The sequence below is a fragment of the Acidovorax sp. Root219 genome, assembly GCF_001428665.1.
Classification (GTDB): Bacteria; Pseudomonadota; Gammaproteobacteria; order Burkholderiales; family Burkholderiaceae_C; genus Acidovorax.
Map to the genome: position 1 here is coordinate 16,426 of NZ_LMIJ01000002.1, position 14,217 is coordinate 30,642.

Sequence of the window (14,217 nt, forward strand, 5' to 3'; positions counted from 1 at the left end):
AATGCGTTTCATGAATGCGCTTGTGCAGCACTACCACCGGTCTTCGCTGACCGCGAAGCTGGCATTTGCCTTCTTCGTCATCCTCGTCATGACCGCCGTGCTCAGCGTGCTGGGCATGCAGACGGTGGCCCGCGTCAATAACGACATCCAGGCCATGTATGAAAAGGACCTGCAGGGCATCTCCAACGCCCGCGCGATCCAGTTCCACTATGCCAGCATGGGCCGCTACCTGCGCAACGCCCTGCTCACCACGGAGGCGGCCGACCGGGCGCAGGCCCTGGAGAAGCTGGACCAATCGCACCGGGACATCTTGCGCGAGCTTGGCGAGCTGCGCGGGCGCATCATCCGCGAAGACAACACGCGCAACCTGCTGACCTTCGAGCAGAACTATGCGGTGTACCGCAAGAGCATCGAGCAGTTGCTGGAGCTTGCCAACCAGGGGCAACTGGAGGAGGCGCGAAGGCGGGCCGCCAGCCGCGAGTTCGGGGTGGTGGGCGACACCGTGGCGCAGTCGATGGAAGCCGTGGCTGCGACCAAAGAGGATGGAGCCCGCTCCACGCTCAGGTCGGTGCAGGAGCAGGCACAGCAGACGCGGCTGAACGGCGGCGTGCTGCTTGCCGGGGGGGCGCTGTTCAGCGTGCTCTTTGCATGGTTGATCGCTCGGTCCATCCGCGTGCCGGCCTTCGAGCTGCGCACGGCGGTGGAGCGCATTGCCGACGGTGACCTGCTGCAGGAGGTGCCCCATACCACGCACCGCAGCGACCTGGGCGCACTGGCGCGCGCCGTGGCCGTGCTGCAGCAGGGGGCCCGCGAGCTGGAGGTAGAGCGGTGGGTGAAGACGCACACGGCGTCCGTCTCGGCCGAATTGCAGTCGACCCGGTCCTTCGTGGAGCTGGCGCAGCGCTTTTTCGCACTCTCCGCACCGCTGCTGGACATAGGGCACGGGGTTCTCTATATCTACGAGAAGAACCAGCGCCGCCTGCGCTTGCTGACCGGCTTTGCCCACCGCGAACGCAAGTCGCTGGAGCAGTACATCCAGCTGGGCCAGGGCCTGGTGGGCCAGTGCGCGATGGAGCGCAACGCCATCACGCTCAGGCAGCCCCCTGCCGACTACGTACGCATCGGCTCGGCCCTGGGCGATGCTGCGCCCCGGTGCATCTGCGTGCTGCCGATCCAGCGCGGCGACGAGCTGCTGGGGGTGCTCGAGATCGCCAGCTTCGAGGACCTGACGCCTGCGCGCCAGGCCCTGCTCGACGCACTGATGCCCGCGCTGGCCGCCAACCTGGAGATCCTGGAGCGCAACGTGGCCACCCACCGGCTGCTGGAGGAGACGCAGGCGCAGGCGCAGACGCTGGAGCGGCAGGCCCATGAGCTGGCCGAGCAAAAGGATTCCATCGCCGCCACCGAGGCCTGGTACCACGGCATCATCGAATCCGCACCCGATGGCCTGATGGTCACGGACGAGCACGGCACGGTGATCATGGTCAACCCGCGCATGCTCGACCTGTTCGGCTATGCCGAGCACGAGCTGGTGGGCCAGCCCATGGAAATACTGGTGCCGTCCGCCATCCGCGGAAGGCACCCGGGCCTGCGCGAGGGCTTCCTGGCGGTCGGGCTGCCGCGCAACATGGGGGGCAACAATTCCAGCCTGAAAGGCGTGCGCAAGGATGGCAGCGAGTTTCCGGTGGAGGTCGGCCTGTCGCGCCTGCCGGCCATTGGTGGCCATGGCGTCTGCGTATGCGCCTCCGTGCGCGACGTGACCGATCGCAACCGGGTGGAGCAGGAAGTGCGCAACAGCCAGCGCCAGATCCGCACCCTGGTGGACGGCATCGGCTCCATCATCACCCTCAAGGACCGCGAAGGCCGCTACCAGTTGCTGAACGCCACCTACGCGAAATACGTGGGTGTCAGTGAGCAGGAGGTCCTGGGGAAAAGCGCGTACGACCTGTGGCCCAAGGAGATGGCGGACAAGATCGTCGCGGTGGAGAATCGGGTGCTGAACGGGGGCGAGGCCATCACCTACGAGGAGATCATCCCCACGGCCGATGGCTCGGAGCAGCGCTCGTTCATGACCACCAAGACACCGCTGGTCAACGAGGCCGGGGAGATCTATGGCATCTGCGGCATCGCCACCGACATCACCGAGCACAAGAAGTCCCAGGAGGCCATGCGCCTGGCCAATGCCGAGCAGACCGCCATGTTCGAGGCCACCACGCTGGGCATCGCCTTCATCAGGGACCGCGTGGTCGTGCGCGGAAACAGCCAGCTCGACGCCCTGTTCGGCACCGGGCAGCTGGGCCAGTCCCCGCGTGCCTGGTATGCGTCCGACGAAACCTTCGACCTGGTCATCAGCGAAATCTACGAGCAATTGTCCCGCGGCGAAAAGCACCACCGCGAGGAGGAACTGGTGCGTGCCGATGGCACGCGCTTCTGGTGCCAGCTCAGCGGCGCGGCCATCGACCCGGGCGACCTGGGCAAGGGCACGGTGTGGATGCTGCTGGACGTGACCGGGCGCAAGGAGGCCCAGCAGGAAGTGCAGCGCAGCCGCCAGTTCATGGAGGCCGTGCTGGAAAACATCAACTCCGCCATCTACGTCAAGGATGTGCAGGGCGCCTACACCTACGTGAACTCCGACTGGGAGCGTGCGACCGGCCTGGCGCGGGCACGGGTGCTGGGGCACTCGGCCATCGAGGTGGACCCGTCCGGGCGCGGTCAGTCCTACCATGCGCTGGACATGCAGGCCCTGGAGGCGGGGCAGCTCATGGTCACCGAGGAGGTGGCGGGCGAGGATGGCGAAGAGCGCCACTTCCAGGTCACCAAGGTGCCGATGCGCCAGGGCGACGAGATCTCGGGCCTGTGCAGCATTGCCTTCGACGTGACGGACCGCAAGAAGTCGGAAGAGGACATCCGGCGCGCCAAGGAGATGGCGGAGGACGCAACCCGGGCCAAGAGCGAGTTCCTGGCCAACATGAGCCACGAGATCCGCACGCCGATGAACGCCATCATCGGCATGTCGCACCTGGCCCTGCAGACGGCGCTGGACAACAAGCAGCGCAACTACATCGAGAAGGTCAACCGGGCGGCCGAAAGCCTGCTGGGCATCATCAACGACATCCTCGACTTCTCCAAGATCGAAGCCGGCAAGATGTCCATGGAGCAGGTCGACTTCCGCCTGGAGGATGTGCTGGACCACGTGGCCAACCTGATCGGAATGAAGGCCGAGGACAAGGGCCTGGAGCTGCTGTTCAGCACCGCGGACGACGTGCCCACCGCGCTGGTCGGCGATCCGCTGCGCCTGGGCCAGATCCTGGCCAACCTGGGCAGCAATGCCGTGAAGTTCGCGGAGCAGGGAGAGATTGTGCTGGGGATCGAGCTGGCCGGCCAGCAGGGCGAGCCAGGTGGTGACGTCGAGCTGCACTTCTGGGTCAAGGACTCGGGCATCGGCATGACGCCCGAGCAGTGCGCCCGGTTGTTCCAGTCGTTCAGCCAGGCCGACAGCTCCACTACCCGCCGCTATGGGGGCACGGGCCTTGGCCTGGCGATCTCCAAGACCCTGGTGGAGTTGATGAAAGGCCGCATCTGGGTGGAGAGCACCGAGGGGCAGGGCTCGACCTTCCACTTCCATGTGCACTTTGGCCTGCAGGCGCAGCCCATGCCCCGGCGCATGTTCGATGCCAATGAACTGCTGGGCCTGAGAGTCCTGGTGGTGGATGACAACGCCGCAGCCCGGGAGATCCTGTCGACCATGGCGCGCCGTTTCGGCCTGGAGGTGGACATGGCCCGCGATGGCGAGGAAGGGCTGCGCATGGTGGAGGGCGCCGACAGCCGCTCGCTCGCCTACGACCTGGTGCTGATGGACTGGAAGATGCCGCGCATGGACGGCGCCGAGACCGTGCGCCGGATGCAGGCGCTCAAGGGGGGCGCGGCCCCGGCGGTGATCATGGTGACCGCCTTCGGCCGCGAAGAGGCCATGAACGCGGTGCACAGCCGGGGCGCGCGGGTGAACGCGGTGCTCACCAAGCCGGTCACGGCCTCGACCCTGCTCGAGGCCGTGGGCGAGGCGCTGGGCCGCGGGCGCCTGGTGTCCGACCGGGTGACGACCCGGGCCCAGGGGCAGACCGAGCACCTGCAGCAGCTCAAGGGCGCGCGCGTGCTGCTGGTCGAAGACAACGCGCTGAACCAGGAGCTTGCCATGGAGCTGCTGCGCCAGGCCGGCATGGAGGTGGTGCTGGCCAACAACGGCCAGGAGGCGCTAGACCTGCTCGCTGCGGACCCCAAGTTCGATGGCGTGCTGATGGACTGCCAGATGCCGGTGATGGACGGCTACACGGCCACCCGCCACCTGCGCTCGCTGCCGCAGTTCGCCGACCTGCCCATCATCGCCATGACGGCCAACGCCATGGCCGGTGACCGGGAGAAGGTGATCGAGGCCGGCATGGTGGACCACATCCCCAAGCCCCTGCGGGTGGAGGAAATGTTTGCCTGCATGGCGCGCTGGATCAAGCCTGCCGCGCCTGCCCTGGTGCAGGGCAGTCCTCTGCGCCCGACCGCCAAAGCGGCCGATCCAGACCTGCCGCAATTGCCCGGCGTGGACCAGGCCGTCGGGCTCGGCATCGTTCAGAACGACCGGCGCCTGTACCGCCGCCTGCTGGGCATGTTCCTCGAAGAATACACGGGCTTCGAGCAGGCCATGGCCGACGCCGTGCAGCAGGGCGACTGGCCGCTGGCCACGCGGCTGGCCCACACCCTCAAGGGCGCTGCGGGCACCATCGGTGCCAGGCCGCTCGCATCGGCCGCGGGGGCGCTGGAGGCCGAAGGCGCCCACGAGGCGCGTGCGCCGGTGGCCGGGGAGCTGCTGGCCGAGCTGGGGGTGCTGCTGCGCCCGCTGATCGAGGCGCTGCAGGCGTCCGGCCTGGACAGCGGGGCCAGCACCGCACAGGCCGTGCCGGCACCTGCCCCGGCCGTGGCGCGCTCTGCCGAGGCCGAAGCCTTGCTGGTGCGCCTGCGCAAGCTGCTGGGGGACAGCGACGCCGACGCGGGCGACGTGCTGGAGGCCCTGGTGTCACGGCTGGCGGCGGACGGCGACCCGCTTGCCGATGCCCTGTCTGCCGTGAACCGGGCCATCGAGCGCATCGATTTCGACCGTGCCCTGGAGGCGCTGGGGGCCCTGGCCCCCGCGCACCCTGGCTGAACGCCGCCGAAGGCCCCGCGCATGCTGCGATCCATCGCCTGGTTACTGGTTCTCACGCTGGCAGCGGGCAGCGCCTTCGGCCGCACGCTGGAGGAGATCGAGCGCAGCCGCGAGCTGCGCATCTGCGTGGCGGGATCCAGCGCCGACTACTACCGGGCGAATGGCGAAGACTTTGCCCGCTATCTGGGGGTTGAGGCCCGCACGGTGACGCTTGCGCAATGGGACCAGCAGTTCCACAACGCGCAGGGCGTGACTGTGCAGGGCGAGCGCTACGAAGCCGCGCCGCTGGCCACCGGCAAGTGCGACCTGTACCCCAACGATCTGCACATCACCGACTGGCGCAAGACCAAGATGACCCTGGTGCCGTACTTCGCGACGCGCAATGTCGTCGTCGCGCGGCCGGAGATGCGCTCCGTTCTGCGCAGCGAGGCCGATCTTGGCGGGCGCAAGGCATCGGTCCAGGCCGGGACGGCCTACGAAGCCTGGCTACAGGGATTCAACGCCGGCCTGGGGGAAAGCGCGCCCGTCGCCATCGAGACCGCCCCCACCGCCAAGTCCATGCAGGCCGTGGCGCAGCGCCGTGCCGATTTCACCGTGATCGCGGCCGAATCGGCATTCCACTGGGTGCGCAACGACCTCGACAACCTGGACATGCTGTTTCCGGTGGGCGACGCCACCGCGGCGGGCTGGGGCATCGCCTTCGCCGCACCCGACCTGGAGCGGGCGCTGCAGCGTTATTTCGACGACAGCCGGCGGGTGGGGTCGCCGCTCGATCAGTCTTGGCGCCGCAAGTACGGTGTGTCGTTGATGGAGTACCAGCTGTTCTCCGCGTCTTTCGACCGCAGCGGAAAGTGGCACGAGCGGTGGGTGACCTGGGGCATCCCCGGGGGCGCTGCCCTGGCCGGTGTGCTGCTGGCGATGCTTTTCTGGGCCACGCGGCTGCGGCGCGAGGCGGGCCGGCACCAGCTGACGCTCAAGGCCCTGCAGCAGAGCCACGACCAGTTGACCCGCGATGCCAACCGGCGGCGCGCCGTGTCGGACCTGCTGCTGGCGCTGCAGCAGGTGGACACGCTGGCGGCCTTTGCGCGCATCGTGCTGCGGGAGCTGGCGCGGCAACTGCCCATGGGGCAGGCGCTGATGGTGCTGGTGGACGAAGACCTCGGCGTGCGGGCGCTGGCCCACTATGCGGGAGCGGGGCCGACGGCGGAGCAGACCCTGTCGCAATGGCCGACGACGGCCGGCATGGTCGAGCGCTGTGCCGCCACGGGCGAGCCCGTGCTCATCGACGCGCCGGGGGCGGACTACCTGCGCATCCAGTCGGGCCTGGGGCATTGCAGTCCCGCCGCGATCTACCTGCTGCCCATCAGGCATGCGGGGCGCGTCTCGGCCATCATCGAGCTGGCCTTGACCGAGGCGTTCAGCCAGGAGCACCGTCTGTTGCTGATGGACATGGAGCCCATCGTGGCCGTGGGCATTCAGCGTTTTGTGGGTGAAGACGCCGCAGGGGCTGCTGCCGGCCCTGCCCGGCACGTTGAGGAGGTGCAGGCACCATGAGCCATTTCACGGTTTCCAATGCGTCGACCATCGGCCAGGGCGCGCGCTGCCTGGTGGTGGACGATTTCGAGGCCATGCGCAAGGTCACCATCAACCAGCTGCGGCAGATGGGGGTGGAGCGCATCGAGTCCGCGCGCAACGGGGCCGAGGCCCTGCGCCTGCTCAAGGGCCAGCACTTCGACGTGGTGCTGTCGGACTGGAACATGCCCGTGATGACGGGCGTGGAGCTGCTGCAGGCCATGCGCGCGGACGAAAAGCTGTTTGCGATCCCGTTCGTGCTGATCACCGCCGAGGCGGAGCGCAAGCGCGTGGAGGAGGCCGTTGCGATGGGGGTCACCTCCATGCTGCTCAAGCCCTACTCGCCCAAGCAACTGGCGCAGCGCCTGGAAAAGGCCTTGCAGTGGAAGCCGCGCGGCCCCGGCAACTTTGCAGGGGAAGATCCGCCGGCACAGGCCTTGCCGGCAGAGGGTACAGCCGCTGCGCCATCGGCCGAGCCGCAGGAGGCACCCCGCCCCACGATACTGATCGTGGACGACACCCCCGACAACCTGCTGCTGCTGTCGCAGCTGTTCAAGGGCGAGTACCGGGTGCGGCTGGCGCAGACGGGCGCCAAGGCGATGGAGGTGCTGACCTCCAACGACCCTCCCGACCTCGTGCTGCTGGACATCATGATGCCCGGCATGGACGGCTTCGAGGTCGCCCGGCTGATGCGCGAGCACCCCACGTCCGAGACCATTCCCATCATCTTCGTCACCGCCATGGCCTCGGCCGACGCGCGCATCCGGGGACTGGACCTGGGCGCCGTGGACTTCATCACCAAGCCCATCGATCCCGAAACGCTCAAGCCGCGCGTGCGCAATTTCATGCGCTACGTGCAGCTGCGCAGGGACCTGCAGGACGAGTTCGACGGCATGGTCGAGACCGCCCAGCTGCGCGAGGATGTCGAGCGCATCACCCGGCACGACATCAAGGCGCCGCTGGCCGGGGCGCTGGGCCTGGTGCAGGCGCTGATAGAGGACGACTCGGTCGGGCGCCGCCAGGTCGAGCAACTGCGCCTGATGGAAGAGAGCGTGATGCAGGTGCTCAACATGATCAACCTGTCGTCCGAGCTGTACAAGATCGAATCCGGCCGCTTCGTGCTGCATGCGCAGCCGGTGCGCATTGGCGAGCTGCTGCGCCGCATTGCCGAGATGAACCGGGTGACCTTTGCCGAGAAGGGGCTGTCCATCGCGGTGGACACGGACGTGGCCGTGGGGGCAGAGCCGCCCCTGGCGCTGGCGGATGCCACGCTGTGCTACTCGGTCTTCCAGAACCTGCTGAAGAACGCCTGCGAAGCCGCACCGACCGACTCCCGGGTCTCGGTACAGTTGCAGGACCAGGACCCCTTGCGCATCGCCATCAGCAACACCGGCGCCGTGCCGGCGGCCATCCGCAGCCGCTTCTTCGACAAGTTCGTGACCTCGGGCAAGGCGGATGGCACGGGCCTGGGCACCTACTCCGCGCGGCTGCTGGTGCAGGCCCAGCACGGCAGCATCGAACTCGATGTATCGGACGAGTCCAACACGACGCGGATCACCGTGGTGCTGCCGCGGGCGGGGGATTGAGCATTCTGGGGACCGTCACAGTCCATTGCGGGGGGCATGCCGCGCACTCGGTCGATTTGCCCGCAGCCGGTGCTTGCGGCACCGGTTGCGCAAGGATGCTCAGAACCGGTACAAGGTCGACAACTGCACATTGCGCCCCTGTGCGGGCGTCACCCACCGCGCCACATGCAGGTGGCTGGAGACGTAGTAGGCCTTGTCGGTGAGGTTGCGCACGGCCAGTTGCACTTCCACCGATTGACCGCCACCCAGCGGCTTCTTCCAGGTCTGGGTGAGGTCCAACCGCGCATAGCCCGGCAAGGTGACCGTATTGGCGCGGTCGGCGTAGCGCGCACTCTGCACGTAGACACCGGCGCCGGTCACCCACTTGGCATCCGAGGCAATGTCCCATTGGTATTCGCCCCACAGGCTCAGCGCATGTGGCGCGACATTGGGCGCGGTCTTGCCGGCCAGCAGGGAGTTGGACAGCACCTGCGCGCGTGTGTAAGCGTAGGCGGCCCGCAGCGTCATGCGTTGGCTGACCTCGCCTGTCAGGGATGCTTCCAGGCCCCGTGACCGCCCGGTGCCATCGACCGTGAAGTCGAAGTTGTTGAGCGGTGTGCTCTGGTCGGCGGAGATCATGTTGCGCTGGTCCAGCTGGAACAAGGCCAGGTCAGAAGTCAACCGGCCGCCCTGCCACAGCGATTTCCATCCGACTTCCAGCTGCCGCGAGCGCCGCGATGGCAGCGACTGGTTGGTCGATGACGACACCTGGTTGGGCGCCATGCCCTTGGCCCAGTTGGCATAGAGGCTGTCGCTGTCCGACAGCCTGCGCAGAACGCCCAGCTTCGGCGAGAGCACTGATTCCTCGACGGCCCGCGCGCCTGCTGCGCCGTAGAGAAGCTGCTGCCTGGTGTAGCGCAGACCGGCCACGAAGGTCCACGCTCCCAGCTCGATCGTGTCCTGCACGGACGCCGCCACGCTTCGGAGGTTCTGCGTCGTCAGCCCTCCGGCTGCCAGGCTGTTCCATGCCGGTATGTTGACTTGACCAAAAACCGGGTTGAACACGTTGATGGTCGGGCTTGCGGAGGCGGGAACGAGGAGCGATGGCTGGTCGAGCGTTTCGCGGTAATAGTCCAGGCCGAAGAACAGCTGGTGCTTGGCCGCGCCCGTCGCCTGCCGGCTCGTCAAAGAGAGTGCGGCCGAGTCGATCCGGCGGTCCGTGCCGGGCTCCACGGCAGCGCCGCGCGCAAAGGTTCCAGACGGCGTAGCTGGCGTGACCGCGAGCGGGTTGCCGTTCAGGAAGCTCTTGACCGACGTGGAATCTGCCCACAGGTGCGTGAGATCCACGTTGAGCCGGGTGTCGGCGGACAGGGCCACATCGCCGTGCAGATCGACGATGCGGGTGTTGGTGGTCGAGTCCATGCCCGGCTCACCGAACTGGCGGTCGCGCGGCACGTTCACAGGCCGGTCGCCCAGGGACGGAATGCCGTAGTCCGGCTGGTAGCGTTGGTTGATGACCTCGGCGCCTGCCCGCAGGTGGTAGCGGTTGCCGTCGCTCTTGGCAATGCCCAGCTTCAAGCCTTCGAGCTTGTCGGGCACATGCCGCCATTCACTGCTGTCTGATTTGGTCAGCACCAGGCGCGCCGCCAGCTCCTGCTCTTGCGACAGCACGCGATTGATATCGGCCGACAACTCCAGCGCGCCCGAAGTGCCGATGCTGGCGCCGGCCGACCCGAAATTGGCCAGGCGGGGCTGCTTGGTCACGAGGTTCACCGTGCCGCCAGGTTCGCTGCGCACGCCGAGCGCAGCGCCCGGGCCGCGCAGCACATCGATGGATTCGACGAAGGCGGACGCAAACGGGTAGTTGGACAGGCGTACCCCATCACGCAGGATGCGGCTGGAGCCGGTGGCACTGTCCATGATGGCGCCGCGCAGGGTGAAGAACTGGTTGTGTGAGCCGTTGAACCCTGAATCGGCCTGAACGCCGGGGATGTTGCGCAGGGCTTCCTGCAAGGTGGTTGCTCCCTGTGCGCGCAGCACATCCACCGGCAGGCTGGACGCCGAGAAAGGCGTGTCCATGGTCGAGGCGGCAGACCCCGTCGCGAGGTTGCCCGCACGCAGGATTTCAGGGACTGCGGATTCGCGCACCACCACCGGGGGCAAGGTGCTGCCAGGTTGGGCCTGGCCTTGTGCGAGCGCCATGTGGGAGGTGGCCGCCGCGACGGACCAGGTCAGTGCCTTGATGGTTGCATTCATTTGAAGTTATCCCGAAAGAAGAAATCCAGCGTGAGCATCACCAGCAGCGATGCCCCCACCAGAGGAAATAACGCACCACCGATGGCCAGGAGCGCAGCGATGCCGCCCAGCGTGCGGCGGTCCGAAGGCAGCGGCGGAACGCCGAGGCCGCCTGTCGGGCGCCGCTTCCACCACATCACGCCCGCGCTGGTGCACAGCAGCACGATGCCTGCGCAAGCGATCAGCAGAACGGCCTGGTTGGGCACCCCGAACTCCTGGCCCAGGTGGACGTTGATGCCCCACTCCAGCCACCGGGCCAATGGGCCGTAGTCGCTGTAACGCATGTCCAGAAGGACCTTGCCGGTGTACTGGTCGATGTGGACCACGCGCTGCAGCGACAGGTCATGCGGGTAGGCAGATGCCGTGTACACGCCGGTCGCACCTCGGGGCGGGTTCACGGTGTATCCGGCCGCCATGCCCAACTGCTGGAACCGGCCGACGGCGGCATCCAGACCCAGCGCAGGGTGCATTGCATCTGGGCCAGGAATGGGGCGCGGATCGTCAGCGAGTGGGTGAGCATCATGCCCTGCATGTTCCTCATGCCCAGGCGCTGCAGACAGCGGCAACTTGGCGTGTTCCAGGGACCAGGGCGTTGCGCCACCCTCTTTGATCCGTATCTCCGACATGGGGACCTGCACCCGTACGCCGGCCGGATAGCCGAAGTTGTGCCCATTGGCCCACTGGTTGACCTTGGCACCCCAGAGCACCGACCACGGCATGCCCGTGATTGCCAGGAAGACCACTGCGACCCCAACGAATACGCCGGTCACCGCGTGCAGGTCGCGCCAGAACACGCGCTGAGCAGGCTTGCCACGCACGGCCAGCGCAGAGTGCTTGGCCGAGCGCGGCCACCAAAGATACAGGCCTGTCAGTACCAGCAGGATGGACCAGCCGGCTGCGATCTCGATGGCGCCCCGTGCGATGGGGCCGAAATACTTCAAGCTATGCAGTTTGCGGATGGTCCACGCCACGCTGCCCCCTTCGGGCAGCGTGCCAAGCACCTGGCGGCTGTAGGGGTTGACGAACACCGAGAGCTGTTCACCCCCGGGGGTTGTGATGCCCACCTCCGCCGCCTCGTGCCCCGATGCGGCCTGCGTGTACTTGCGCAGCGTACCGGGGTGCGCTGCAAGTGCCGCAGCCACCAGCTCGCTGGCGGGCGCAGGCTGCTCGGTTGTTGGTTCGACGTACTTCAACCCATGGTGGAAGTAGCCATCGATCTCTGCCTTGAAGACGAACAGCCCTCCGGTCACCGCCAGCCAGACCAGAAAAGGCAGCACCAGCAGTCCGGCATAGAAATGCCAGCGCCAGACTGCGCGGTACCAACTGCTGGCGGCAGCGCTTCGCGCTACGGGGGCGCTCGCAGGGGCTGCAGCGGCCATCAGAATTTCACGCCCAGGCTGGCGTAGAACGCCCGGCCATCGCCCGGCGAGTACCCTGACGAGCCGCTGTCGTACCAGGCGTAGACATACTTGCGGTTGGTGATGTTCTTCACCTGCAGGTTGACATCCATCGAGGGTGAAACGCGGTAGGTAGCGCCCAGGTTCAGCAGCGCATATTTACCGATGCGCCCCAGGGCATTCGTGCGCTCCAGGTAGTAGTCGCCCTGCGCATTCATCCAGCCGGAGAGCTTGAGCTGTTCGCTGGCCTGGTAGTCCACGCCGGCCGACACGAGGTAGTGCGGCACGTTCTCGATCTCCTTGCCCTGGGTGGCGGGCGCACTGAGGTCCGGGGCGGTGATGCGGGCGATCTGGTGGGAGTAGGCAATCCAGGCCGTGGTGCCGGCGGCCGGGCGCGCATTGAGCTGGATGTCGTAGCCCTTGCGCAGCGTCTTGCCCACGTTGCCCAGGCCCCCGGCATCGGGCAGGCCGTCAACGCCCAACACGCGGGCGACTTCGCCCGAGGCGCGTTGCTCCCAATACGCCACGCGCCCGTCGATCCAGGGGGCGGGGCTGAACTTGACGCCCGCTTCCCAGCCGTCATTGATCGAGGGCTTGAGGTTGCGCGCCTGTGTGCGATAGGCGTCGATGCCAGAGCCGATCTGGAAGGTGCGCCCCCAGTTGCCGTACACGCTGGCCTGCGAGTTCAACGCGTAGGCCACGCTGATCTTGGGCTGCTTGATGAGGCCATAGTCATGCGTCGAAGCTGTTGTGCCTGCGAGCCGGTCCGCGAAATCGCCGTCAACGTGGTCTACCCGAAACGCAGGGACGATCTTGAGCTGTGGGATTGGCCGGATGACGGCCTGCAGGTAGGCGCCCTGGGTGTTCAGGTCAAAGTCCCAATCGCGAAACTGGGACGTGCGTACACGCTCGGTGGTGCGGTACCGTTGCCCGACGTTGTCCTGCCACTGTGCGTCGAGGCCGCCCTCCAGCGTGAATTCATGCGCCCAGTCGACCTTGGGCCGCCAGGTCAGCGACGTGAGGGCGCCGCGTTGCTGCTCGTCGTTGTAGCGCTCCTGTTGCACGCCCGCGGCAGAAAAGCGCACCCAGCGCTGGTTCTCGTACTGGTTGGCGTAGACCTTGCTCGACCAGGAAAGGGTGTCGCTGAGCTCGCCGTCCAGATGGATGCCCAGTTGCCCAGTCTCCCGTTCCCCCCGGTCAGCCGATGCATACGCGGGTGAGCTGCGCGGCGCGTTCTTCGCCTGCTCATAGGTGAGGTAGCCCGACTCCAGGGCCTTGTTGCGGTAGTAGCGCGCGGTCAGCCCTGCGCGCCAGCGGCTGTCGTCGCTGGTGTAGAACCATTTGCCGGACAGTGCGAGTTTTTTGGCATCGGCATGCTCGCGGTAGCCGTCCGAATCGCGGTAGGCAAGCATGTAGTTCTGGCTCCAGTTCCCGCTCTCGATGCCCTTGGCGATCTGCACTTCCTTGGTGCCGAAGCTGCCGAGTGTCAGCGAGGCCCGGCCCCCGTTGCCGCCACTGCGCGTCAGTACATTGGCATTGCCCGCGATGTTGTTCAGGCCATGGCGCGGGTCATTGGTCCCACGGACGATCTCGACCGCCTCGATGTCCAGCGGGAAGACTGCGTCCAGGAAGGGCATGCCTCCTGCGTTGTCATTGCTGGGGATTCCGTCGATCAACAGCTTGACTGCGTTGATCCGCCCTTCGCCATTGAAGCCGCGAAACGAGAACCGGCCTGCGTCCGTGCCTTGCTTGAACTGGGTGACCTGCACGCCGGGAGCCCGCGAGAACAATTCCCAGCTGTAGTCGACATGCTGGTCCTGGACCAGGCTGGCGCCCAGGATGTCCACGGAGCTGAAGACGCTGCGCGCGGGCATCGGGCCCGTGGCGCTCGCTTTGATATCGACGGTACCCAGCGTCAGGGTTGAGTCCTGCTCTGCGTTGGCGGTCTGTGCGTGCGCCTGGTTGGCGCACGCCAGGGCGATCAGTGAATAGGAGAAAAGCAGAGAGCGTGACATGGAGCGATCAGATGCCATTCAAGGGCATTTGGGTAGATAAAAAAACGCCTGCCAGGCGAAGGGTCCATGGGTTGCGCCAGCACCATTGAGGTGCCTTGGACGTGCTGGCCATGGACTGAAACACCTTGGGTTGGCAGGCAAAAAGGGTCGGGCGACGAAGCGCCCTTGTGCAAAGCGTGGCG

At 66.8% G+C, this 14,217-nt stretch carries 6 protein-coding genes; 3 read left to right on the forward strand and 3 right to left on the reverse strand.

Translation table 11 applies throughout. The features are described from left to right. Positions 1–10 precede the first annotated feature (10 nt). Genes ASE28_RS02420 through ASE28_RS02430 form a run of 3 tightly spaced genes read left to right on the forward strand, consistent with a single transcriptional unit; the run spans position 11 to position 8,349 of the window. Entirely contained in the window at positions 11–5,191 is a 5,181-nt protein-coding gene (locus ASE28_RS02420; protein ID WP_162262231.1) for a PAS domain S-box protein, read from the forward strand. 21 nt (positions 5,192–5,212) lie between these two features. Further along, complete coding sequence (locus ASE28_RS02425) at positions 5,213–6,745, forward strand: transporter substrate-binding domain-containing protein (protein WP_057264382.1); 1,533 nt, start codon at positions 5,213–5,215, stop codon at positions 6,743–6,745. Next, positions 6,742–8,349: a response regulator gene (locus tag ASE28_RS02430; protein WP_057264383.1), complete on the forward strand. Its 1,608-nt coding sequence runs from the start codon at positions 6,742–6,744 to the stop codon at positions 8,347–8,349. The genes ASE28_RS02425 and ASE28_RS02430 overlap by 4 nt, the downstream gene beginning before the upstream one ends. A gap of 99 nt (positions 8,350–8,448) precedes the next feature. Here ASE28_RS02430 and ASE28_RS02435 read toward each other — a convergent pair whose 3' ends face one another. The 3 genes from ASE28_RS02435 to ASE28_RS02445 are packed head-to-tail and all read right to left on the reverse strand — an operon-like array spanning position 8,449 to position 14,035. Continuing rightward, positions 8,449–10,584, reverse strand: coding sequence for a TonB-dependent siderophore receptor (locus ASE28_RS02435; protein WP_057264385.1), 2,136 nt, complete (start codon positions 10,582–10,584; stop codon positions 8,449–8,451). Further along, entirely contained in the window at positions 10,581–12,002 is a 1,422-nt protein-coding gene (locus ASE28_RS02440) for a PepSY domain-containing protein (protein WP_057264387.1), read from the reverse strand. The genes ASE28_RS02435 and ASE28_RS02440 overlap by 4 nt, the downstream gene beginning before the upstream one ends. Then, positions 12,002–14,035, reverse strand: a complete 2,034-nt coding sequence (locus ASE28_RS02445) for a TonB-dependent receptor (protein WP_057264389.1) — start codon at positions 14,033–14,035, stop codon at positions 12,002–12,004. The genes ASE28_RS02440 and ASE28_RS02445 overlap by 1 nt, the downstream gene beginning before the upstream one ends. Positions 14,036–14,217: the final 182 nt, after the last annotated feature.